Below are 23,531 nucleotides of genomic sequence, written 5' to 3'. Positions count from 1 at the left end.
GCGCAACGAAATCCCTCTTCGATACCGATAGCCTATAAGCATGCCCGGCCCACCGGGCAGCGAGACAAACCGCTCCACGAGCGCCTTCAAATTTCCAACAAGCAGGACGGGTGGAACCCCATGCCCATCATCGAATCCCGCATCAATCCGCGGTCGCAGGACTACACCGACAATGCGCAGGCCATGCAGGCGCAGCTGGATGATCTGGACCAGCAACTGGCCCATACCGCGCTGGGCGGCAGCGAAGCCGCGCGCGCCAAGCACGTGGCGCGCGGCAAGCTGCTGCCGCGCGACCGCGTTGAACACCTGATCGATCCGGGCACGCCGTTCCTGGAACTGTCGCCGATGGCGGCGCACGGCATGTACGGCGGCGAAGCCCCCGGCGCCGGCGTCATCACCGGCATCGGCCGCGTGGCCGGCACTGAATGCGTGATCGTCTGCAACGATGCCACGGTCAAGGGCGGCACCTACTACCCGATGACGGTCAAGAAGCATCTGCGCGCGCAGGAAATCGCCGCGCAGAACCATCTGCCCTGCGTCTACCTGGTGGATTCGGGCGGCGCCAACCTGCCGCAGCAGGACGAGGTATTCCCCGACCGCGAACACTTCGGCCGCATCTTCTACAACCAGGCGCAAATGTCCGCGCAAGGCATTTCGCAGATCGCCGTAGTGATGGGCTCCTGCACCGCCGGCGGCGCCTACGTGCCCGCCATGAGCGACGAGTCCATCATCGTCAAGAACCAGGGCACCATCTTCCTGGGCGGCCCGCCGCTGGTAAAGGCCGCCACCGGCGAAGAGGTCAGCGCCGAAGACCTGGGCGGCGGCGACGTGCACACGCGCCTGTCCGGCGTGGTGGACCATCTGGCCGCCAACGACATGCACGCGCTGCAACTGGCACGCAACGCCGTCGCGCGCCTGAACCGCAAGAAGCCGCAGCCGCTGGCCACCATCCCGGTACGCGAGCCGCGCTACGACCCGAGCGAACTGAATGGCATCATCCCTGCCGACACGCGCAAGCCCTATGACGTGCGCGAAGTCATCGCGCGCATCGTCGACGGCTCCGAGTTCGACGAGTTCAAGGCGCGTTTCGGCCCCACGCTGGTCACCGGCTTCGCACACATCCAAGGCATGCCCGTAGGCATCGTGGCCAACAACGGCATCCTGTTCTCGGAGTCCGCGCAAAAGGGCGCGCACTTCATCGAACTGTGCGCGCAGCGCAAGATCCCGCTGGTGTTCCTGCAGAACATCACCGGCTTCATGGTCGGCCGCAAGTACGAAAACGAAGGCATCGCCCGCCACGGCGCCAAGATGGTGACGGCGGTGGCCACCGCCAACGTGCCCAAGTTCACCGTGCTGATCGGCGGCTCGTTCGGCGCCGGCAACTACGGCATGTGCGGCCGAGCCTATTCGCCGCGCATGCTGTTCATGTGGCCCAACGCCCGCATCTCGGTCATGGGTGGCGAACAGGCCGCCAGCGTCTTGGCCACGGTCAAGCGCGACGGTATCGAGGCTCGCGGCGGCCAATGGTCCGCCGACGAGGAAACCGCCTTCAAGACGCCCATCCGCGAACAGTACGAACGCGAAGGCCATCCCTACTACGCCACCGCGCGCCTGTGGGACGACGGTATCATCGCGCCGGCCGACACGCGGCGCGTGTTGGGGCTGGCGCTGTCGGCAGCCTTGAACGCGCCCATCGAGGACACCAAGTTCGGCGTGTTCCGCATGTAGGGCGGCACAGCCGCCCCCATTGCAGCCCAAGAATAATTTCAGCCTGGATGACATCCATGTTCGACACTTTGCTGATTGCCAACCGCGGTGAAATCGCCTGCCGCGTGGCCGCCACCGCCCGCCGCATGGGCATCCGCACCGTGGCGGTGTATTCCGACGCCGACGCCAACGCCCGCCACGTCGCCGCCTGCGACCAGGCCGTGTACATCGGCGGCTCGGAGCCGCGTGCCAGCTACCTGCGCGCCGACGCCATCCTGCAAGCCGCGCGCGATACCGGCGCGGGCGCCATCCACCCCGGCTATGGTTTCCTGTCGGAAAACGAAGCCTTCGCCGAAGCCGCCGAAAAGGCCGGCATCGCCTTCGTCGGACCGCCGGCCTCCGCCATCGCCGCCATGGGCAGCAAGTCCGCCGCCAAGTCGCTGATGGAAAAAGCCGGCGTGCCGCTGGTGCCGGGTTACCACGGCGACAACCAGGACCCGCAATTCCTCAAGACCCAGGCCGACGCCATCGGCTACCCCGTGCTGATCAAGGCCAGCGCCGGCGGCGGCGGCAAGGGCATGCGCGTGGTCGAATCGTCGGGCGCGTTTCTGGATGCGCTGGCGTCCTGCCAACGCGAAGCCGCGTCCAGCTTTGGCGACGACCGCGTGCTGATCGAACGCTATCTGCAGAAGCCGCGCCACATTGAAATCCAGGTATTCGCCGACACGCATGGCAACTGCGTCTACCTGTTCGAACGCGATTGCTCGGTGCAGCGCCGCCACCAGAAGGTGATCGAGGAAGCCCCGGCCCCCGGCATGACTGAAGAGCGCCGCCGCGCCATGGGCGAAGCCGCCGTGGCCGCCGCGCGCGCCGTGGGCTACGTGGGCGCGGGCACGGTGGAATTCATTGCCGAGCCCGACGGCCGTTTCTATTTCATGGAAATGAACACGCGCCTGCAGGTCGAACACCCGGTCACCGAAATGATCACCGGCCACGACCTGGTCGAATGGCAGCTGCGTGTGGCCGCCGGCCAGCCGCTGCCGGCGCGCCAGGAAGACCTGCGCATCCAGGGCCACGCCATCGAGGCCCGCATCTACGCAGAGAACCCCGAGAAGGGCTTCCTGCCGTCCATCGGCACCCTGGCCTACCTGGGCCTGCCTGCGCACACCGCGTTCGCCAATGGCGACATCCGGGTCGACGGCGGCGTGCGCATGGGCGACACCATCACGCCGTTCTACGACCCCATGATCGCCAAGCTGATCGTGCACGGCGCCGACCGCGACCAGGCCCGCGCCCGCATGCTGCAAGCGTTGGCCCAGACGCAGGCCGTGGGCGTGCAGACCAACGTGGCCTTCCTGTCGCGCCTGATGCAGGACAGCGCCTTCGCTGCGGCGGACCTGGACACCGGCCTGATCGAACGCCAGCGCGCCACGCTGCTGCCCGAACCCCAAGCCGCCAGTCCTGCCACGCTGGCCCTGGCCTGCGCCGCCGTGCTGGTGCGCCAAGGCCTGGCGCAGCCGGGCGTCACCAGCGGCAAGCACCCTGCCGATCCCTGGGACGCGCGCGACGGCTGGCGCCTGGGCAACCGCTATCAACGGCATCTGCAATGGGTCGACAACGGCGAAACCCGCCGCGTCACCGTCGCCCGCCAGGGCGGCGCCTGGACGCTGGATTCCGGCGCGGGTCCGCAAGCCTTCCTGTGGCGCGCCCACGCCAGCGCCAACCCCAACCTGGCCTACGGCCTGCGCATCACGCTGGACGGCCATGAAAGCGCCGGCACCGTCGTGCTGCACGCCGACCGCGCCCACGTCTTCGGCGAAGCCGGCGTACACGTGCTGGACCTGTACGATCCGCTGGCGCACTCCCAGGACACGCAGGGCGAACACGGCGGCGGCCTCACGGCTCCCATGCCCGGCAAGATCATCTCGATCTCGGTCAAGGCCGGCGACACCGTGGAAAAGGGCCAGCCGCTGCTGGTGATGGAAGCCATGAAGATGGAGCACACCATTTCCGCGCCCGCCGACGGCAAGGTCTCGGAAGTGTTCTACGGCGTGGGCGATCAGGTGACGGAAGGGGCCGAGCTGGTCGCCATCGGCGAGTAGCCAAGCGCGCCGTAACAAAATCGTCACCCGCCTCGCCGCCTGCGGGTTCATCATGGGCGCTCCTGCTTATCCACGGGAGTACCCATGATGAGTTCAATGCCATCCGAACAGGCGGCGCCCCGCCTGTTTCCAACCCTGCGCTGCCGCGACGCGGAGGCGATGATCCGCTGGCTTACCGGCGTGGTGGGCTTCACCGAACATGCCGTCTACCGCGACGACGGCACTGTGCAGCATGCGGAACTGGCCTACGGCAGCTCCCTCCTGATGCTGGGCCCGGACCGCGACGACGCCCATGGCAAGCTGGTCGGCGATCTGCAAGGACGCCGCACCGACGCGCTGTACCTGGCCGTGGACGATCCGGACGCCCTGCACGCGCAGGTCCAGGCTAGCGGCGCCACCATCGAAACCCCGCCTTATGACACCGCCTACGGCAGCCGCGAGTTCGCCTGCCGCGATCCGGAAGGCAATCTGTGGAGCTTCGGGACGTATTGGCCGAAGGTGTAGCGGCAGCGCGCGCCCGCCCCATTCATTTATGCATTTTTCGCAATCATTTATCGAAATAGATTGTCCTTGTTATAAATAAGCAAGGACTCCTATCCTCCTCGTAACGTCATTCGACAGCCACGAGGAGATTCTGATGAGTGCGGTTCTGCAAGCGAAGGCATCGCCGGCAAACATGGTGCCGGCCGGCGTGGACCTGGTGGAGTACTACTACGAGCGCGGCTTCACCGACGGGTTGCCCGTCGTGCCGCCGACCCAGGAGAAGATCGACGAGATCGTGGCCCGGCTGGGCGGCGATGCCCACTTTGTCGAAGCGCGGGTGGCGCCGCGTTGGGGCGAGCTGACGCGCGAAGTGCTGGCCATCAACATGGTGATGGCCGGCTGCAAGCCCGAGTACGCCCCGGTGGTGCTGGCAGCGGTAAAGGCCGTGACCGACCAGGCTTTCAACCTGAATGGCGTGCAAGCCACCACGCACGTGGCCGCGCCGCTGCTGGTTGTGAACGGGCCGATAGCGCGCGAAATCGGCATGAACGGCGGCGTCAACGCGTTCGGCTCCGGCAATCGCGCCAACGCCACCATCGGCCGGGCGCTGCGCCTGATCATGCTCAACGTGGGCGGCGGCTGGCCGGGAGACCTGGACAAGAGCACGCTGGGGCACCCCGGCAAATACACCTACTGCGTCTGCGAAAACGAACTGCAAAGTCCGCTGGCGCCGTATCACGTGGAACACGGCTACAAGGCCGAAGACTCCACCGTCTTCGCGATGGCTGCCGAAGCCCCGCACAGCGTCACCAACCACATCTCGAACGACCCCGAAGGCATCCTCGACACCATGTGTTCGGCCATGAGCACCATCGCGTCCAACAGCGCGGTGCTAGGCGGCCATATCGCGGTGGTGCTGGGCCTGGAACACGCGCAGACCATCGGCAAGCACGGCTGGTCGCGCGCCGACGTGCGCAACTACCTGTACGTCAATCACGGCAACCGCTTCATCGACCTGGCCTATGGCCACCGCTACGGCAAGGTCTACAACCGCAACCTGCCCAAGTACTACAAGCGCAACGACGACACCCGCATTCCCATCGTGCACAGCCCGGACCACATCCATCTGTTCGTGATGGGCGGCGAGGCCGGCCGCTTTTCCGTGCTGATACCCGGCTGGGGGCATATGAGCACGCCGGTGCTGCGGTCGATCGAAGGAGCAAGCGCCGATAGCGGCGATTGCACCAGCGGCGCCTGCGCCATCTGACGCGTCATCCGGATACGACAACCAGGAGATTGGAAATGCTGATGAACAACGGGGAAAAAATCGCGGTGTACGACCCGCGCGGCGCGCTGCGCTTCGAAGATGTGCCGGTATCGGCGCGCAAGAAGGACCTGGCCGGATTGCGGCTGGGCATCCTCGACAACTCCAAATGGAACGCCAATAAGCTGCTGCGCGGCGCGGCGGCGGCCCTGGGCGAGGACATCGAATTCGCCGAGGTGAACTACTACGTCAAGCACAGCTTCTCCAAGGATGCTGCGCCCGAGCTGATCGAGCGCATCGCGGCCGAGAACGACGTGGTGCTGACCGCCATCGGCGATTGCGGCTCCTGCTGCTCGGCCTGCGTGCGCGACTCGATCGCGCTGGAGCGGCTGGGCGTTCCCAGCGCAGTGATCATCACGACCGAGTTCGCCCGCGAGACGGAGCTGACGCGGCAGGCCATCGGCATGAAGGCGCTGGAGCCCGTCGTGATCGCGCACCCGGTCAGTTCCATCACCGCCGAAGAAGTGGCGCAGCGCGTCGTCCAGATCAAGGAGCAGGCGCAACAGGTGTGGCTGGGCACGAAGGCGCCGATGCAGGTCCGCGTAGAGCTGCAATAACGGCGGCCGCCGAGGCGGCGTCTCAGGCGCCGCGGCCGACGGCGCGGCGACAACGGGAGACAGAACGATGGGCGCACTATCGCATTTGCGAGTGCTGGACCTTTCGCGCGTGCTGGCGGGCCCCTGGGCCAGCCAGCTGCTCGCGGATCTGGGCGCGGAGGTCATCAAGATCGAGCGGCCCGGCCAGGGTGACGACACGCGCGGCTGGGGCCCGCCATGGATCAGCGATCCGCAATGGGGCGACGTGGCGCAGTCGGCTTACTTCGCGGGCGCCAACCGCAACAAGAAGTCCGTGGCGGTCGACATCGCCACGCCCGATGGCCAGCGGCTGGTGGCGGCGCTGGCCGCGCAATGCGACGTGCTGATCGAGAACTTCAAGGTGGGCGGTCTGCAGGCCTATGGCCTGGACTATGACACGCTCAAGCGCAGCCATCCCGGGCTGGTGTATTGCTCCATCACCGGCTTCGGCCAGGACGGGCCCTATGCCAACCGGCCGGGCTATGACTTCCTGATCCAGGGCATGGGCGGCCTGATGAGCATCACCGGCCGAGGCGATGGCCAGCCCGGCGCCGGCCCCTTGAAGGTCGGCGTGGCGCTGACCGACATCCTGACCGGCCTGTACGCCACCGCCGGCATCCAGGCGGCATTGGCGCATCGCGACCGCACGGGCGAGGGCCAGCACGTCGACGTGGCCCTGCTGGACGTGCAGGTGGCCGCGCTGGCGAACCAGGCCATGAACTTCCTGGCCAGCGGCTGCGAACCCGCGCGCCTGGGCAACGCCCACCCCAACATCGTCCCGTACCAGGACTTCGCCACCCGCGACGGTCACGTCATCGTCACCGTGGGCAACGACGCGCAATTCCGCCGCTTCTGCGGCGCCATCGGTCGCCCCGACCTGGCGGACGATCCGCGCTACGCCACCAACACGGCGCGGCTGGCATCGCGCGACACGCTGATTCCGCAGATCCAGACACAGATGGCGGAACAGCCCAGCGCGCACTGGCTGTCCACGCTTGAAACGCTGGGCGTGCCTTGCGGCCCCATCAATGGCCTGGCGGAAGTATTCGCCGATCCGCAAGTCCTGCAACGCGGCATGCGCGTGCCTATGCCCGACGCGCAATCGGGCTGCGCCGAACTGGTCGGCAATCCCCTGCATCTATCGGGCACGCCTGTGGAGTATCGCAGCGCGCCTCCTGTACTGGGCGCCCATACGGAACCGGTCCTGCGCGACATGCTGGGACTGGCGCCAGAGGCGCTCGCCGAACTGCGGCGCAACGGCGCGATCGCCGCCGCATCCTGAGTAGCTGTGCCTTACACAAGAATGAGACTAGGGAGACAAACCATGGAACCATGCATTCTGGCGCAGGACCCCTCAAACCCCCTCAGGCGCCGCCTGTTGATCGGAGCCGCGGGCGCAACCCTGGGTACGCTTTGCGGCGGCGCCAAGGCACTGGCCTCGTCCGACTACCCGTCCAAGCCGCTGCGTGTCGTCATTCCCTATCCGCCCGGCGGTCCCACCGACATCGTGGGCCGCATCGTCGCCGCAACGCTTGCCGACAAGTTGGGGCAATCGGTCGTCATCGACAACCGCCCCGGCGCGAGCGGCATGATAGGCGCGGACGTCGTGGCCAAGGCGGCACCGGACGGCTACGTGCTGCTGATCAATGTCTCGGGCCAGCTGGTCAACCCGGCGCTCTACGCCAACATGTCGCATGATCCGCTCAAGGATTTCCGCGGCATCACCAATCTGGCCTCGACGCCCATCCAGCTGGTAATCAGCGCCAATTCGCCGGTGCGCTCGGTTGCCGACCTGATCGCCCTGGTGCGCTCGCAACCCGGCCGCCACAACTTCGCGTCATCCAGCAACGGCACGCCCGGCCATCTGGCTGGAGAGGTGTTCAAGGCGGCCGCCAAGCTCGACGTCACGCATATCCCCTACAAGGGCAGCGCGCCGGCGCTGACCGATGTGATCGGCGGCCAGGTCACCTACATGCTGGACTCGATGCCCTCGTCCATCAGCCTCGTCAAAGGCGGCAAACTGCGCGCGCTAGCGGTCACCTCGGACCAACGCGTGGCCGCGTTGCCGGACGTGCCGACCTTCGCCGAACTGGGTTATCCCAGCGTCAACCTGACCACCTGGTACGGTATGTGGGCGCCGGCGCAAACGCCGCCGGAACTGGTCGCACGCATCTACCAGCAAGTGAATGCGGTACTGCAGCGGCCCGACGTGCGGGCGCGCCTGGCCGACGCGCAGGCCATGCCCGTGGGCGATACGCCGGAACACTTCGACGCCTATTGCCGTTCCGAAGCGCAGCGCTATGCCGAGATCGTGCGGCTGGCGGGGATCCGGCTGCAATGAGCGCCGCCGACTCCCACCGCCATGCGCGGCTGCTCATTCTCGGCTCCGGACCGGCAGGCTATGCCGCCGCGGTCTACGCCGCCCGCGCCAACCTGAAGCCGGTGCTGATCGCGGGCATGGCTCAGGGAGGCCAGCTCATGACCACGACCGAAGTCGACAACTGGCCCGCCGACGTGCACGGCGTGCAGGGACCTGACCTGATGCAGCGATTCCAGGACCATGCGCTGCGCTTCGGCACCGAAGTCATCGCCGACCACGTGCAGAGCGTGGACCTGTCGCGGCGCCCCTTCACCCTGCGTGGCGAACGCGCGACCTATACCTGCGATGCCTTGATCGTGGCAACCGGCGCAGTCGCGCGCTATCTGGGCCTGGATTCCGAGCAGGCCTACATGGGCCGGGGCGTATCCGGCTGCGCCACCTGCGACGGCTTCTTCCACCGCGGCCGCGACGTATGCGTGGTGGGCGGCGGCAATACGGCGATCGAGGAAGCGCTGTACTTGTCGAACATCGCCCGATCCGTAACCCTCATCCACAGGCGCGGCGCCTTCCGCGCCGAGGCCATCATGCTGGACAAACTCAAGGCCAAGGTCGAACAAGGCCTGATCCGGTTGAAGCTGGACAGTGTGTTGGATGAGGTGCTGGGCGACGCAGGCGGCGTGACGGGGGTGCGTGTCCGACGCCTGGCCGATGGAAGCTGTGTGGATCTGGAGGTGAGCGGATGCTTTATCGCCATCGGCCATCGTCCCAGCACGGAGTTGTTCGAAGGCCAGCTTGCGCTGGAGGACGGCTATATCGTGACGCAAGCTGGACGCAAGGGACTCGCCACCATGACCAGCATAGGCGGGGTGTTCGCCGCTGGCGACGTACAGGACACGGTGTACCGGCAGGCCATCACCAGCGCCGGCAGCGGCTGCATGGCGGCGCTTGACGCGCAGCGCTTTCTGGAACGGTCGGCGGTCTGAGGCCGGTTGGTCTAGGCACCACTACGGCGGCCGCGGCGCGCGGGCGCAACGACCTGCACCCAGTCGCTGCGCAACTGCGCCAGGAAGCCGCTGGCGCTGGGAGTCAGGCCGCGCTCCTTGAGGAACACCACACCGATGGCCTGGCTCAACGCGGGCTTGGTCAACGGCCGCGCCACCAGGTCCGCACTCAACGCGGCCGGCACCGCGCCACCAGGCACGATGGCGATGCCTACGCCGGCCCATACGCATTGCATCACGGTGGCGAACTGGCTGACCGTGACCGCGTGCCGCAGTTGCACGCCGGCAATCGACGCATGGCTGTCGATCAGGCGGCGCGTCTGCGCCTCGCGCGGCAGTGAGACCAGCGCATACGGCGCCAGCTGCTCAAGCGTCACGCCAGTCTGCGTGGACAGCGGATGCTTGCGCGGCATCACCACATGAAAAGCCTCGCGGCCCAGCGACACCACCGAGAAATCCCCAGGCACTTCGTCGATATAGGTGATCCCCATGTCGGCCACGCCGCTGCGCACGTCGTCCAGCACCGTGCCGTGCACGCCCTCGCGGATCTGCAATTCGATGCGAGGCCGCGATTCTCGATAGCGGGCGACGATGCCGGGCAACTGCGTGTAGGCCACCGACATCACCGCCGACACGATGCTGCGGCCCCGCTGCTCGTCGGAGATCTCGCGCATGTTCTCGTAGGAAATGCGCAGATCGGACAGCATGCGGTTCGCCAGCGATACGAACTCCTGGCCCGCCGGCGTGGTTTCAACGCGGCGGGTGGAACGATGGAACAGCTCGACGCCCAAGGCCTTCTCCACCCGCTGCACCGTGCGCGTGAGCGCGGGTTGCGAGATATTCAGCGTCAGCGCGGCGGCGACGAAACTGCCGCATTCGGCGACAGTGCTGATCGCCTGCAATTCGCGCGAACTCAGGTCGGGAAGCGTGGCCATGGGTGGGTTTCCCTGTACGGGTCGATTTATGCAGGAATCGGAATTATAGATTTCACGCATCCGCCTTGTGCATGAATGAGAGCCGCCGTCTTCCAGGACAGACTGGCTTTCCGAAACCCGTCTGCAGGGAGGCTCTTAGTTTCCCGTCAGCGACTTCTTCCTAGAATGCGGGGTTCGGCGCCCGTCACGCGCCCCAAGCGCCATCTCCCATGCCCGCCCCCGATTCCCCCAGTCCGCTTCACCGTCCCGCCTTCCTGCACTACCTGTTTGCGCGCATCGGCGCATCGCTGGCCTTCCAGATCGTCTCGGTCGCGGTGGGCTGGCAGATCTATGCGCTGAGCGGCAGCGCCCTGGACCTGGGGCTGATCGGCCTGGCGCAATTCCTGCCCATGGCGGCGTTGACGCTGGTGGTGGGCCACGTGGCCGACCGCTACGACCGCCGCAAGATCGTGGCGGTGTGCATGGCGCTGGAGGCGCTGGCCACGCTGGTACTGGCCATCGCTGCACTGCATGGCGTCGGCGGCAAGACGCTGATCTACGCCACCATCATCATCATGAGTTCGGCCCGCGCTTTTGAAGCGCCGACCATGGCCACGCTGATCCCGGCGGTTGTGCCGCGCGAATGGCTGCCGCGCGCGACGGCGCTGGCTTCCTCCAGCGGACAAATTGCGCAGATCGCCGGCCCGGCGCTGGGCGGCGTTGGCTACGGGCTGGGGGCAGGGTGGATCTATTGCGTAGCCGCGGCGCTATACCTGTCCGCCTTCGCGTCCATCGCCACGCTCGTCATCGAGCGCGCTCCGCCGCGCAAGGAGCCGACCACCTGGCGCACGCTGTTTGCCGGCATCACCTTCATCTTTCAGCGCCGCCTGCTGCTGGGCACCTTGTCGCTGGACCTGTTCGCCGTGCTGCTGGGCGGGGCCACCGCCTTGCTGCCCATCTTCGCCAAGGACATCCTCAACGCCGGCCCCTGGGCGCTGGGCGCGCTGCGCGCCGCCCCCGCCTGCGGCGCCGCGCTGATGTCATTGACCCTGGCCCGCCTGAGCCTGGGCGAACACGTGGGCCGGCTGCTGTTCGGCGCGTTGATCGTGTTCGGGTTGGCCACCACGGTATTCGGCCTGTCGACCTCGATCCCGCTGTCCATCGGCGCGCTGGTGCTGCTGGGCGCGGCGGATGCGGTCAGCGTGGTGGTGCGTTCGTCACTGGTGCAACTGAACACGCCCGACCATATGCTGGGCCGCGTCAGCGCCGTGAACACGCTATTCATCGGCGCCTCCAACCAGCTCGGCGAATTCGAATCCGGCGTCATGGCCGCGGCGTTCGGCGCGGTGCCCGCGGTGGTGATCGGCGGGGTAGGCACCATCGCCGTGGCGGGGTTGTGGATGCGGTGGTTTCCGGAGCTTAGGAAGCTCAGGAGCTTGCACGCGCCCTGAACCCGTTTGCGTGTTGAACAGTGCATCGAAGCCATCGGCCAGTTCCGCGTAGAGATCGCGCTGCAACTATCCCCGGCAGCAACACTCGACAATCTTGATACAATAAGAATCATTATCATTTGATCAAGCCATGCCTACGCGCCCAGGTCACAGAACCCGGCGCCGGACATCGACAGGGGCATCATGGGGGAGCGGTTCTTCGGCGTAATCGCCGAGGCATACAAGTCGTGGAACGCGGAGCTGGTCGGTTTCCTGAACCGGCAGCTCAAGCGTTCGCCCGAGGCCGCCCAGGATTTGGCGCAGGAGACCTTCGCCAAATGGCTGGCCGCGCATCAAGGCGCCGAGCCGCCGGAGAAGCCGCGTGCCTATCTGTACGAGATCGCCCGCAACCTGCTGCGCGATCACTGGCGCCGCGAGAACGTGCGCGACGAGCACGTGGTGGCCAGCCTGGACGATCAGGATTTCGAACCGATGACGTGCGGTCTGGCTGCTCCCGCCGGACAACAGCCCGAAGCCCGCGCGGACGCCAGCCAGCGCCTGCGCCTGCTGCAGGCCGCCATCGACGAGATGCCGCCGCGCCAGCGCGAGGCCTTCCTGCTTTATCGGTATGATGAGCTCCGTTGCGAGGACATCGCCGAACACATGGGCATCTCCGTGCGGGCGGTGGAGAAGCACCTGCAACTGGCGCTGGCGCACTGCAAGCGCCGAGTCCACGGCGAAACGCCATGACCCGATCCCTACCTTTGTCCGCTGTCGAAGAGGCCGCGAGCGCATGGTTCATGCGCCGTCGGGAACGCGCGTCCGATGCAGGCGCCGAACAGGCCTTCCAGGCGTGGCTGCGAGCTTCGGCCGAGCACCAGCGGGAGTACGAACGGCTGGAGCAGGTGTGGGAGGACATGGCGGCGCTGCCGCGCCCGGACTCCGCGCCGACGCGTACGCACGCCCAGTCGACTGGCCAAGCTCAGATCCCGCCGCGCACCCGGCCGCAATCCCAGCCCCGCCCGTGGTCCTCGCCCGCCCGCCGCCCCGCCTTCCTGCGCTGGGGCGGCGCACTGGCCGCGATGCTGCTGATCGCGGCCGCCGCCTACCAATACGTGCCCATCAGCTACGAGACCGTGGCCAACGCGTCCACCCAGACCCGCAGCCTGGACCTCTCTGACGGCACCCACCTGCACGCCAACGTGGGCACACGCGTGAGCGTGCGCTACACCCTGGCCGAACGGCATATCCGCGTCGAGGGCGGCGAGGTCTACATCGATGCCGCGCCCGACCGCCGGCCGCTGATCGTGGCTGCGGGCGACGCGGAGCTGCGCGACATCGGCACCGAGTTCAACGTGCTGCTGCTGCCCGACGTGCTGCAGGTCGGCGTACGCAGCGGCGAAGTCAGGCTGAACGCGAAGGGCGCCAACGCCCCCGCCGCGCAGACGCTTCAGGCCGGCGACACGGTACTGCTGTCGCGCGCCGACGCGCGCCTGTTGCGCCGCCAGCAGGTGCCCGCCAGCGAGATCGGCGCCTGGCAGGGCGGCGTGGCGGTGATGCACGACACCACCTTGCAGCAGCTGGCCGGCTATCTGGCCCTGTACCGCGACACGCCGCTGCGCTTTGCCGACGAGCGCGCCCGGGGGTTGCGCCTGTCCGGCACGCTGGATCTGCGCCAGCCCGACGCGGTGCTGGACATGCTGCCCGGCCTGCTGCCGGTGACGGTAAGCCGGCGGCCGGACGGCGCCGCCGTGATCAGCAGCCGCTGAAAACAAGAATTAAGAATTATTTTTAATTAGACAGGTTCGGGTTTTGGCGGCTGGCGCGTCTTCCCCAGTTGAAGATCCACTTCCAGACTGGGGAAAGTCCATGGCGCAATGCCATTTTCATCGTCGGCTGAGCGCCGGCCGTTACGCGCTGCTGTGCGCGCTGTCCATGACTGCCGCCTTGACGGTGCAAGCGCTGGCGCCATCCGCCGCGCACGCGCAGAGCGCGGCCGCGCAAACCTTCGACCTGCCCGCCGGCAGCCTGGCCGATGCGCTCGTGGCGCTGGGCCGGCAGGCGCAATTGCAAGTGCTGTTCAGCCCCGACACGGTGGCCGGCCTGAGCGCCCCCGCCGTCTCCGGCGCCATGACGCCGCAAATCGCGCTGAACCGCCTGCTGGCGCGCAGCGGCCTCGTCGCCGTGCCCAGCGGCTCAGGCTTCGTGGTGCGGCGGCCGGCCGATGCATCCTCCACCGACGCCATCACGCTGGCCCCCGTGACGGTCACCGGCCGCGACCTTACCGTCACCGAAGGCACGGGGTCCTACACCGCCCCCGCCGTCACCATCGGCAAGAACGCGCAAAGCCTGCGCGAGATCCCGCAATCGGTCTCGGTGGTGACACGCCAGCTGCTGGACGACCAGAACTTGACGAACTTGGACGATGCCATGCGCACCGTCACCGGCATCACGGTCGAAGCCAGCAGCATCGGCGGCAACCACGGCAATTTCTACTCGCGCGGCTATGCCCTGGACACGATCCAGGTCGACGGCGTAAACACGCCTGCCAGCACCGGCAGCGACCTTTCCGCAGGTTTCGGACTGGCCATCTACGACCACATCGAAGTGCTGCGCGGACCTTCGGGCCTGTACCAGGGCGCGGGAGACCCCGGCGGTACCGTGAACCTGGTGCGCAAGCGCGCGCAGAAGGAATTCGCCTTCAGCGGCCAGGTCATGACGGGCTCCTGGGACCGCTATTACACCGAGGCCGACATCACCGGCCCCTTGGACAGCGATGGCCGCCTGCGCGGCCGCCTGGTGGCGTCCTATGACGACCGTAAATCCTTCGTCGACGGCGTGTACACCGAGAAGCCGCTGTTCTACGGCACCCTGAGCTTCGATCTGACGCCCGACACCGTCCTGACCGCCGGCGCCACGTACCAGCAATACAAGGGCCGCCCGTTCTTCGGCCTGCCCGGCTACACCGACGGCCGCTTGCTGGACGTGCGCCGTTCCACCAACCTGGACCCCAGCTGGAACCACATCACCGAGGAAGTCACCGAGTACTTCGCCGACGTGGACCACCGCCTGGCCAACGGCGGGCGCATCAAGGTCAGCGGCATCTACCGCGAACAGGACGAGCCCAGCCGCGAGTTCGGCTGGTCCGACTGCGCGGTGGACCCGATAACCGGCGACACCTGCCTCGTCAGCTGGAAGTACCGCAGCCACTGGAAGACCTATGGCCTGGACGCCTTCGTGGCCACGCCCTTCGAAGCCTTCGGCCGCCAGCACGAGCTGACCGTGGGCGCCGACTACCGCAACGTCCACAAGAACTTCCGCTACGGCGGCGGCGACAACGCCGACACCAATCTCTACCACCCCAACAACAACATTCCCAAGCCGGACTACCAGTTCACCAACGGCAACGACAGCAAGACCGATCAGTACGGCCTGTATGCGCGCACCAATCTGCGCGTGACCGACGCGGCCACCATCATCGCCGGCGGCCGCTTCACCTGGTGGGAAAACCGCACGCAGAACCGCAACGCCTACTTCAACCAGTTCACCAACACCAGCGACAAGATCAACGGCAAGTTCACGCCCTACCTGGGCCTGGTCGTGGACCTGAACGAGCAGCTGTCGGCCTACGCCAGCTACACCAGCATCTTCACGCCGCAGACCGTCACCGACGTCAACGGCCAGCTGCTGGACCCGCGCACCGGCAAGCAGTTCGAGATCGGCCTGAAGGGCGAATTCCTGGACAAGCGCCTGAACGGCCACGCCGCGCTGTTCCGCATGGAAGACGAGAACCGCTCGATGACGGACCCGAATAATCCGCTGTTCTCCATGGCTGCGGGCAAGATGCGCAGCCAGGGCTTCGAGGCAGAGATCAGCGGCAGCCCGGCGCCCGGCTGGGACATCACCGCCGGCTATGCCTACACCACCACCAAGACCCTGAAGGGCACGGAAGAACAGAAGTCGCAGCAGTACGCCTTCATCACGCCGCGCCATACCTTCAACCTGTGGACCAAGTACACCTTCGCCACCGGCACGCTGGAAGGCCTGTCGCTGGGCGCGGGCGTGCGCAGCGTCAGCAGCATGTACCGCCTGAACGGTCCGGTGAAGTTCGAACAGCGCCCGTACACCACCGTGTCCGCGCAAGCCGGCTACCGCTTCAACAAGCACCTGGAAGGCACGCTGACGGTGAACAACCTGTTCGACAAGGTCTATTACCAGCGCGTGTGGGCGGCTTACGGCTCGAACTACTACGGCGAGCCGCGCAGCGTGATGCTGAACCTGCGGGCGACGTACTGAGGGAAACCGCCACGTTCAACCCATTCCCGTGCGGCAACGGGCGATGGGTTGAACGCGTTGCAGGACAGTTCTGTCCGCCACGTCTTTCTCGCGCAACACCCATCCTACGATCCCCGAGCAAAACGCCGATTCCGTGGCAGACTAGCCACAGGCGCTCCAGGCATTGCAGTCCGACACAATTGGCAAATTGTTGTCCGACGCGGATTGCAACGGGCGATTAGGATGGCGCCGCACAGACAGAGACAGGCGATCACAAGGCTTTCCCGCCTAAGGCCGACAAGAAGATGTCCGACACATGAAAACCATTCAGAAAACCCGCCCCCGCAGCAGTTCGCTCCGCACCACGCTGGCCGGCTTGCTGGCGTCCACACTGGCCGCCATGTTCAGCCCAGCCGCAACGGCCGCCGAAGCCGCTGGCGCCGCAGCGCTGCCGCCCACCGCCCGCGCCGCCGCCATCACGCCGCCGGATGCGCCCACGGTGATGTATTCCATCTACCAGATCGACGGCAAGGGCGCCGATTCCTACGAAGTCGCCAACGGCAGCATCGCCACCTTCTGGTTCGGCCACGCCTTCGAGCTGGGCGGCACGGGCTACTACACCGGCTTCGTCTGGGACACGCGCGAACGCTACGGCAAACCCGGCGAAGACGAGGTCGGCCCTGGCACCCAGGTCAACCTGGCAGAAGCCACCTTCACCCTGACCGGCTCCACGCCCGAACGCCCCTGGAAGTTCCGCGGCATGGAGCACACCATCGGCGAGTTTGGCGCCTATGAAAAGCCGGAAGATGTGGACACCCGTCGCAAGCCGGTGGAATACCGCACGCCCGCCGGCAAACTGCTGCTGGCCGTGCCCACCGAGGGCTTCGACAACGGCATCAGTTTCAGCGGCTACGCGCTGCTGATCTTCAATCCGGCGGGTCCGGACGAAGGCGCGGGCTGGACCTATGTGGGCAGCATCAATACCGGCGAAGACAACAGCGCGGCCTGCGCCGAAGGCGACGTCATGCCTTGCGTGGCCAGCTCGGGCGAACTGGTCTTTTCGGCGCATGGCGGCAGCGACATGCCCCGCGTGACCGTCAAGCGCAGCGGCACGGAAATCTCCGGGCCGGACAAGACCCGCCAGCTGGGCGCGGGCGATGCGGTCATTTACGCCTACGATGCGGCGGGCAAGAAGTACGTGCAGAAGTAAGGCCGGCGTCGATGCCTGCGCGCAGCCATGCGCGGCAGGCACCATGGGCGCCATGGCTACGTCATCGGCGGGGGATGCCGTGGCCTGCCGCCCAGTCTGTGCTGCTAGGTCAGGTTCAATCCGCCGTCAGACAGCAGGATCTCGCCGGTCAGATAGTCCGACGCGACGAGCATTGAGACAGCCTGCGCAATATCCTCGGGACTGGCCGCCCGGCGCATCGGCGCCTTGTCGCGCCACAACTGCTGGGCCTGTGTCCAATCGGCGGTCAAAGGCGTATCCACCAGGCCTGGCGCAACCGCGTTCACCCGGATATCCGGCGCAAGTGAAAGCGCCAGCAGACGCGTCACATGATTGAGCGCCGCCTTGGTCGCCGCATAAGGAATGGAAGCGCCTTTGGGCCGGATGCCCGCGTGCGAACTCACATTGATCACGCAGGCAGGCCGGCCATGCGCCGCCGCCGCTTGCAACGCGGCCTGCGCCTCGGCCACCAGGCGAAACGGCGCCACCACGTTGACCTCATGCAATTCATGCCAGATGTCCGGCCTGGCCGCGGCCAGGTCCGCGTGGGGAATGACACAGCTGATTCCGGCGTTATTGACCAGCACGTCCAGCCGCCCCCATGCCGCGACGGCCTCCCGAACCAATCGGACCCGGTCGGCATCGTTCGCCAGATCCGCCTGCACATAGACCGCCTCGCCCAGCTCACGTGCCAAGGCATGGCCGGCTTCAGCCGAACGGCGTGAATGCACGACCACGGCATAACCGTCCCGCGACAGGCGGCGGGCAATGGCCTCGCCTATGCCTGAGGTGGAACCCGTGATCAAGGCAACAGGACGCATGGATTGCAGATTGGACATCGAGAAATCTCTTGCTCTGGAATGTGCCGCATGCGGCGGCGAGGCTACAACTTAACACCGTGATGAAAGCCCCAACCTGAGAGGCAAGGTTCAGGCTGCCGCGCCGCCGCCCTCGCGGGACGCTTCCAGCTCTTCGGACACCCACTCGCAGAACGCGCGCGTCAGCGGATCGTCCTGGCTGTCCCGATGCACCAGCCAGGCCCACTTCGGACCGCGCACGGTCTGCTCCGTCAACGCCGCCAACGAGCCGTCGCGGCGCGAGCGCCCGGCCAGCAAGCTGCTGACCAGCGCCATGCCCAGGCCCTCGCGCGCCGCATCCAGCAACAGGCCGGGGTCGGAAAAATTCATGCCCTGGCCATGCTGACCCACATCGGCGCCGCCCTGCGTTTCCCAATGGCTCCAATCCATCTCTCGCTCGCCATGCAGCGTGGCGCGCGCGTCCGCCGCTAGCAGGCGAGGATGGCAGGCCGGATACATGCGGTCCTCGACCAGCACGCGGAACGCGCAGTCCGCTTGCGGACCCAGATCGTCGCGCAGCGCGATATCGATGGTCTGCTTGGCCATGTCCGGCGCGGCATCGCTGGTGTACAGCCACAGATCCGCCTCGGGATGCAGGGCGCGGAAGGCCTCCAGCCTGGGCAGCAGCCAGTGCCGCGAGAACGCCGGGCTGGTGTTCACGATCAGCTGGTTCGGCTTGCGGTACTGATCCAGCCTGCGGATGCCGGCCGCCAACTGCTGCAGCATCGCCTGCGTCGTGCCCAACAGATCCCAGCCCGCATCCGTCAACGACACCGCGCGTCCCTGGCGGAAGAACAGCGGCTGGCCCAGATAGTCCTCCAAGCTGCGCACCTGCTGGCTGATCGCCGACTGCGTCAGATGCAACTCGTCGGCCGCCTTGTGGAAACTGCCCAGCCGGGCGGCCGCCTCGAAGCCGCGCAGCACGTTCAGGGGAGGCCATTGCTTAAGCATATCGATAAGCCTTGCTAATCATAATTCCGCTAAATATATCGCTTGTCCAGGCGATTTGGCGGGAAATACACTGCAATTCATGAGGTGCGCACCTTTGACTCCGACATAACCATTTTTTATCGATCATCCAGAATTACAGGAGCCCCACGTGCCCACCCGCCGCCAACTCATCCAACACACCGCCACGCTCATGGGCATCCACGCCGCCGCCTCGCTGAGTTTGGGTCTGCTCGCATCCGGCGCGCGGGCCGCGTCCGCGCCACAGTGGCACATGCCCGACGAAGGCGCCCCCCAGGCCCGCGCCTTCATCGCCTTCGGCGCCCAGGACGCCATCTGGGAAGACTTCACCGCCGACGTCCAGGCCGCGCTCGGCCGCATCGCCCGCGCCATCGCCGCGCACCAGCCCGTCACTGTGTTCTGCCGCAGCCGCGAACGCAGCCTGGCCGAACGCCATTGCGGCACGGACAACGTGAGTTTTGTCGAAACCCGCCTGGACGACATCTGGATGCGCGACATCGGCGCCAACTTCGTGTTGGATGGGCGGGGTTCGGCCACCGGCGTGGACTTCAACTTCAACGGCTGGGGCAACAAGCAGCGCCACGCCGCCGACGCCAAGATCGCCGCCGAAACCACCGAGGTCACTGACACCGAGTACCTGCAAAGCGAACTGATTGGCGAAGGCGGCGGCATCGAAGTCGATGGCCACGGCACCGGCATCATGACCGAAAGCAGCTGGATCAATTCCAACCGCAACCCTGGCTGGAGCAAGGCGGAAGTCGAAGAGGAACTGAAGCGCTGCCTGGGCCTGCGCAAGATCATCTGGCTGCCCGGCATCAAGGGTAAAGACATCACCGACGCCCATGTCGATTTCTACGCTCGTTTCGCCCGACCCGGCGTCGTCGTCGCCAACCTCGACATGGATCCCGAGTCCTACGACTACGCGCTGACCCGCAAGCATCTGGAGATTCTGCGGCGCGCGACGGACGCCGACGGCAAGCCGCTGGAAATCCACACCATGAGCCCGCCGCTCAATCCGAGGCGCAGCAAGTTCCTGCGCGACAACCCAGACTTCGCGGCGGGCTACATCAACTACTTCGTCATCAACGGTGCCGTCATCGCGCCGGAATTCGGCGATGCGGAAGCGGACGCGAAGGCGCGCGAGCTGCTGACGCGTTTGTATCCGGGCCGCAAGGTGGTGCAGCTGGACATCGACGCCATTGCGTCAGGCGGCGGCGGGATTCATTGCGTGACGAATCAGTTGCCAGCAGCGTAGTTCACAAGAGTCCGCGAGAGGTCCCGCGGGGCCGCAATCCAGACACCGACATGCTGTGGCGGCCGTGGTAGAGTCGTGCGTCCTTCCTGTCGCACTCCATCACGTCGCCACGCATCACAACCGGGCTGGCCCATCCGGCAGCAGGCCGGAACCCGCAAGGCACGCGTGGCAACCCTATTGCGGAGCGGAGCATGAACACACAGCCCTCGGCTATCACCCCGGCGCGTACCGCCTTGCTGGTCATGCACTACCAGACCGACATCATGGAACTGTTCCCGTCGGTCGCCCCCGCCTTGCTCAACAACACGCGGCAACTGTGCGACGCCGCGCGGCGCGCCGGCGTCAGCGTCTACTTCGCCAAGATCCATTTCAGCCCCGGGTATCCTGAAGTCAGCCCCTTGAACAAGAACGGCCAGGGCATCAAGCAGCTGGGCCGCTTCGTCCACGACCGCGTCTCGCCCGAACTCGGCCGCCGCGAAGACGAGCCCATCATCACCGCCCACCGCGCCAGCGTGTTCTTCGGCACCGACCTGCAAGTACGGCTTTCCGCGCAAGGCATAGACACGCTGATCATGGCCGGCATCGCGTCCACCGGCGTAATGCTGTCATCGATTGCGCATGCCAGCGACGCGGACTACCGCCTGCTGACGGTCAAGGACTGCTGCTACGACCCGGACCCCGTCGTGCACGAGCATCTCTTCGCCACGGCGTTTGAATCGCGCACCACCGTGCTGTCGCTGGACGATGCCTTGTCCTTGCTGGCATAGCAGACTGCTGGAAGAATATCTGCCTTCATGACCTCGCAGGGTTCCCCCCCCCCGCTGCCCATCATGCCTTTCCGAACCATACCCGCAGAACCTTACGCATCGCGCCGCATGGCGTTCATCGAGCAATGGCGCGAAGACGGCCTGGCCATCAAGGCCTACGCGATACAGCGCAATCCTGATCCCGCCGTCGCGCTGCTGTCCGCTGAAGTGGCCGCAGCCGCCCGCAAGACCGCGATGGCCGCGTTGCAAGACGCCGCCAGCGATCCGCGCGCCACGGGCCTGGGTTTCTGCATCGTGCATGTGGGCGAAGAAGCGGTCTGGCTGCTGGCGGACTGGTGGATATCCGGCGGCATCCTGTGCCAACAGATGTACTCCGCGCCGCTGGATCAGCCCGAGCAGTTTCAGCCCGTGCGAGGACCGTTCATCGCATGCGTATGGGAGCTGGAAGTGACCGCGCATGAGCGCGGCGCGTGGACGCGACATGTATTGCGCAATGAACCAGATGCCGCCGCCTATTTGGCGGATGTGCTGCCGGCGGGTAGCTATTGAAGCAATCCCTCCGCCAGGGCACAGGTCAGCAACCCATCTCATCGGCACACGCTTCCATGCAGAAAACCGAAGGCGCAACCTTCCTGATGGCATACGACAAGGGCAATTCGCATTTCAGCGATCTGCACTTCCACGACTGCACCTTCGACAACTGCGCCTTGTCCATGGTCAAGATCCCACAGCGCATGTCGCGTGTGCAGAACGTGCTCCTTTCCAAATGCCGCGCCGTCAACTCGATGATCCACCCCTGCATGTTTGAAGACGTGCTGATCGAGGACTTGTCCACCAACCCCATCCTGCTGGTGTGGGCCTCGTTCTTTCGCAGGGTCAAACTGGTGGGCAAGATCGGCAAAATCAACCTCAACCTGACGCCCACCGCCTTCTGCACGGACGAACGCCTCCTCGATCAGTTCGCAACCGCGCGCGTCGCCTTCTACGCCGAGACGGATTGGGCCTTGGACATCAGCGAAGCCAAGCTGCTGGGCCTGCGCTGTGAAGGCGTGCCGCTGCATCTGATCCGGCGCTATCCGCAGACGCAGGTCATCGTGGACAAGCAGGGGAATTATCCGGGGCACAAGGCGCTGGGAGCGGATTTCGTCCAGGCGTTCCCGGGCATCGCCAGCACGCTGCATAGCTTTGATAGCTCGCCCGCCCAGTCCATGCTGCTGACCGCCTCGCTGGCCGCACCCAAGGGGCGGCGGGAGGAGGAAAAGGGCGCAATCGCGGAACTAAGGAACTTGGGGTTTGTGGAAGAAGGTTCGGCGTAGTTCTGCGCGCAAGCCCGCCGGTCAGGGCGTTACCGGAAATACGGCGCAAGCCAGAACCACGCCACAATACTTATCCCCAGCCATAGCGCCACGATCATCACCGCGCCCGCCACACTACGCGGCTTCTTGCCCTGCGACTGCATCCAGGCGTCCGCCTGAACCCTGCATTCCTGCAGCACGTCGGGCGGCAGCAGCTTGATGGCCAGCCAGATCAGGCCAGGCAACAGCAGCACGTCGTCGACGTAGCCCAGCACGGGGATGAAGTCGGGAATCAGGTCGATGGGACTGAGCGCATAGGCCACCACGAACAGGCCCAGCGCCTTGGCGTACCAGGGCGTGCGGGCGTGCTTGCCGGCAAACCATAGCGTCAGGCCGTCGCGTTTGATGCGCTTGGCCCAGGCTTTCAGGCGGTCGCTGAGGTTCATGCGGAAAGCGAGTGCTCGCACCCAATAGCCGTGAATGGGCGTAGTCTGACACACCTTTTCCGCTCATGTGGCGCGCTGCCTCAGGGCTTGCGGTCGATGACAATCCGATCGCCATCCCGGCTGCACGTCAACGTATCCCGATGCGCCGCGCACAGCTTGTCCACCAGCGCGGACCAGCAGGCGCCGCTGACCGGTTGAGAGATCACCACGGTCTCGGCTCCTCCCTTCAACAGAATATCGGCGCTGGAGTTCCGGCGTAGCCCTTCGGCGATGGAACCGAGTGTGCGAGGCGCCCCTGAGAATTCTTCCGCGTTGGCGGGGAACCTGTTGTTCAACTGCCAATAAAGCCCTCCAAACAAGGCGATGGAGAGAACTATCAAGAACACGCCGGCAGGTGCTTTCAAGCCATATTTGTCGATGGTCGTTTCCACCTCATGCTTGGTGTTTGGCGTAGGGGAGGGCCTGGGTCGCAACAACAAGTAGATCCCGAGCACAAACAAGATCAGGGCCACCACGACGGCAACAAGCAGCACGGCCCAATCCAATCCGGGAAGTTCTCGCATGCAGGTCAGGTCCATGGCCG

22 protein-coding genes are annotated in these 23,531 nt (G+C 66.0%); 17 read left to right on the top strand and 5 right to left on the bottom strand.

The annotated features are described in order from the left end of the window. The first annotated feature begins 120 nt into the window (after window positions 1-120). The 8 genes from AXYL_RS00560 (at window position 121) to trxB (ending at window position 9,494) form a co-directional block, all read left to right on the top strand. Window positions 121-1,728: a carboxyl transferase domain-containing protein gene (locus AXYL_RS00560; RefSeq protein WP_013390876.1), complete on the top strand. Its 1,608-nt coding sequence runs from the start codon at window positions 121-123 to the stop codon at window positions 1,726-1,728. A gap of 56 nt (window positions 1,729-1,784) precedes the next feature. Further along, window positions 1,785-3,809, top strand: a complete 2,025-nt coding sequence (locus AXYL_RS00555; protein WP_013390875.1) for an acetyl/propionyl/methylcrotonyl-CoA carboxylase subunit alpha — start codon at window positions 1,785-1,787, stop codon at window positions 3,807-3,809. A gap of 84 nt (window positions 3,810-3,893) precedes the next feature. Next, the gene (locus tag AXYL_RS00550; RefSeq protein WP_013390874.1) at window positions 3,894-4,313 is read left to right on the top strand and encodes a VOC family protein; all 420 of its coding nucleotides are present in this window, start codon (window positions 3,894-3,896) and stop codon (window positions 4,311-4,313) included. A 133-nt stretch (window positions 4,314-4,446) separates the two neighbouring features. Next, window positions 4,447-5,559 (top strand): hypothetical protein, encoded by a 1,113-nt coding sequence (locus AXYL_RS00545; RefSeq protein WP_013390873.1) that lies wholly within the window; start codon window positions 4,447-4,449, stop codon window positions 5,557-5,559. Between the two features lie 35 nt (window positions 5,560-5,594). Further along, window positions 5,595-6,173, top strand: coding sequence for a UGSC family (seleno)protein (locus tag AXYL_RS00540; RefSeq protein WP_013390872.1), 579 nt, complete (start codon window positions 5,595-5,597; stop codon window positions 6,171-6,173). A gap of 67 nt (window positions 6,174-6,240) precedes the next feature. Beyond that, entirely contained in the window at window positions 6,241-7,473 is a 1,233-nt protein-coding gene (locus AXYL_RS00535) for a CaiB/BaiF CoA transferase family protein (protein ID WP_013390871.1), read from the top strand. A 42-nt stretch (window positions 7,474-7,515) separates the two neighbouring features. After that, a complete protein-coding gene (locus AXYL_RS00530) occupies window positions 7,516-8,532 on the top strand; it encodes a Bug family tripartite tricarboxylate transporter substrate binding protein (protein ID WP_013390870.1) in 1,017 nt (338 codons plus the stop codon). After that, on the top strand, window positions 8,529-9,494 hold the full coding sequence (gene trxB / locus AXYL_RS00525; protein ID WP_013390869.1) for a thioredoxin-disulfide reductase: 966 nt from the start codon (window positions 8,529-8,531) through the stop codon (window positions 9,492-9,494). Before AXYL_RS00530 ends, trxB begins: the two co-directional genes overlap by 4 nt. An 11-nt stretch (window positions 9,495-9,505) precedes the next feature. Here the strand turns inward: trxB and AXYL_RS00520 are convergent, their stop codons facing one another. Further along, on the bottom strand, window positions 9,506-10,447 hold the full coding sequence (locus AXYL_RS00520) for a LysR family transcriptional regulator (protein ID WP_013390868.1): 942 nt from the start codon (window positions 10,445-10,447) through the stop codon (window positions 9,506-9,508). A gap of 209 nt (window positions 10,448-10,656) precedes the next feature. On the opposite strand from AXYL_RS00520, the gene AXYL_RS00515 reads away from it, so the two are divergent. The 5 genes from AXYL_RS00515 (at window position 10,657) to AXYL_RS00495 (ending at window position 17,341) form a co-directional block, all read left to right on the top strand. After that, entirely contained in the window at window positions 10,657-11,877 is a 1,221-nt protein-coding gene (locus AXYL_RS00515) for an MFS transporter (RefSeq protein WP_013390867.1), read from the top strand. A gap of 183 nt (window positions 11,878-12,060) precedes the next feature. Next, window positions 12,061-12,606, top strand: a complete 546-nt coding sequence (locus tag AXYL_RS00510; RefSeq protein ID WP_013390866.1) for an RNA polymerase sigma factor — start codon at window positions 12,061-12,063, stop codon at window positions 12,604-12,606. Further along, window positions 12,603-13,625, top strand: coding sequence for a FecR family protein (locus AXYL_RS00505; RefSeq protein WP_013390865.1), 1,023 nt, complete (start codon window positions 12,603-12,605; stop codon window positions 13,623-13,625). Before AXYL_RS00510 ends, AXYL_RS00505 begins: the two co-directional genes overlap by 4 nt. Before the next feature lie 100 nt (window positions 13,626-13,725). After that, complete coding sequence (locus tag AXYL_RS00500) at window positions 13,726-16,152, top strand: TonB-dependent siderophore receptor (protein ID WP_013390864.1); 2,427 nt, start codon at window positions 13,726-13,728, stop codon at window positions 16,150-16,152. A gap of 295 nt (window positions 16,153-16,447) precedes the next feature. Continuing rightward, the gene (locus tag AXYL_RS00495) at window positions 16,448-17,341 is read left to right on the top strand and encodes a hypothetical protein (protein WP_013390863.1); all 894 of its coding nucleotides are present in this window, start codon (window positions 16,448-16,450) and stop codon (window positions 17,339-17,341) included. A 104-nt stretch (window positions 17,342-17,445) separates the two neighbouring features. Here AXYL_RS00495 and AXYL_RS00490 read toward each other — a convergent pair whose 3' ends face one another. Continuing rightward, window positions 17,446-18,198 carry an SDR family NAD(P)-dependent oxidoreductase gene (locus AXYL_RS00490; protein WP_013390862.1) on the bottom strand — a complete coding sequence of 251 codons (753 nt, stop codon included), beginning with the start codon at window positions 18,196-18,198 and terminating at the stop codon, window positions 17,446-17,448. A 90-nt stretch (window positions 18,199-18,288) separates the two neighbouring features. Beyond that, window positions 18,289-19,167, bottom strand: coding sequence for a LysR substrate-binding domain-containing protein (locus AXYL_RS00485; RefSeq protein ID WP_013390861.1), 879 nt, complete (start codon window positions 19,165-19,167; stop codon window positions 18,289-18,291). Between the two features lie 148 nt (window positions 19,168-19,315). Here AXYL_RS00485 and AXYL_RS00480 point away from each other — a divergent pair, with 148 nt between their 5' ends. From AXYL_RS00480 to AXYL_RS00465, 4 genes are all read left to right on the top strand, one after another. Beyond that, window positions 19,316-20,440, top strand: coding sequence for an agmatine/peptidylarginine deiminase (locus AXYL_RS00480; protein ID WP_013390860.1), 1,125 nt, complete (start codon window positions 19,316-19,318; stop codon window positions 20,438-20,440). Between the two features lie 191 nt (window positions 20,441-20,631). Further along, on the top strand, window positions 20,632-21,207 hold the full coding sequence (locus tag AXYL_RS00475; protein WP_013390859.1) for an isochorismatase family cysteine hydrolase: 576 nt from the start codon (window positions 20,632-20,634) through the stop codon (window positions 21,205-21,207). Window positions 21,208-21,270: 63 nt separating this feature from the next. Beyond that, entirely contained in the window at window positions 21,271-21,756 is a 486-nt protein-coding gene (locus tag AXYL_RS00470) for a hypothetical protein (RefSeq protein WP_041654665.1), read from the top strand. A 56-nt stretch (window positions 21,757-21,812) separates the two neighbouring features. Further along, entirely contained in the window at window positions 21,813-22,523 is a 711-nt protein-coding gene (locus AXYL_RS00465) for a hypothetical protein (protein ID WP_013390857.1), read from the top strand. 29 nt (window positions 22,524-22,552) lie between these two features. Here the strand turns inward: AXYL_RS00465 and AXYL_RS00460 are convergent, their stop codons facing one another. Both AXYL_RS00460 and AXYL_RS00455 read right to left on the bottom strand, forming a co-directional pair. Further along, entirely contained in the window at window positions 22,553-22,948 is a 396-nt protein-coding gene (locus AXYL_RS00460) for a YkvA family protein (protein WP_013390856.1), read from the bottom strand. An 80-nt stretch (window positions 22,949-23,028) separates the two neighbouring features. Next, window positions 23,029-23,526 carry a hypothetical protein gene (locus tag AXYL_RS00455; protein ID WP_013390855.1) on the bottom strand — a complete coding sequence of 166 codons (498 nt, stop codon included), beginning with the start codon at window positions 23,524-23,526 and terminating at the stop codon, window positions 23,029-23,031. Window positions 23,527-23,531 lie beyond the last annotated feature (5 nt).

The organism is Achromobacter xylosoxidans A8 (genome assembly GCF_000165835.1).
Classification (GTDB): domain Bacteria; phylum Pseudomonadota; class Gammaproteobacteria; order Burkholderiales; family Burkholderiaceae_B; genus Achromobacter; species Achromobacter xylosoxidans_B.
Note: the sequence above shows the minus strand (reverse complement) of the source record. Positions and strands in the feature narration are given on the sequence as shown.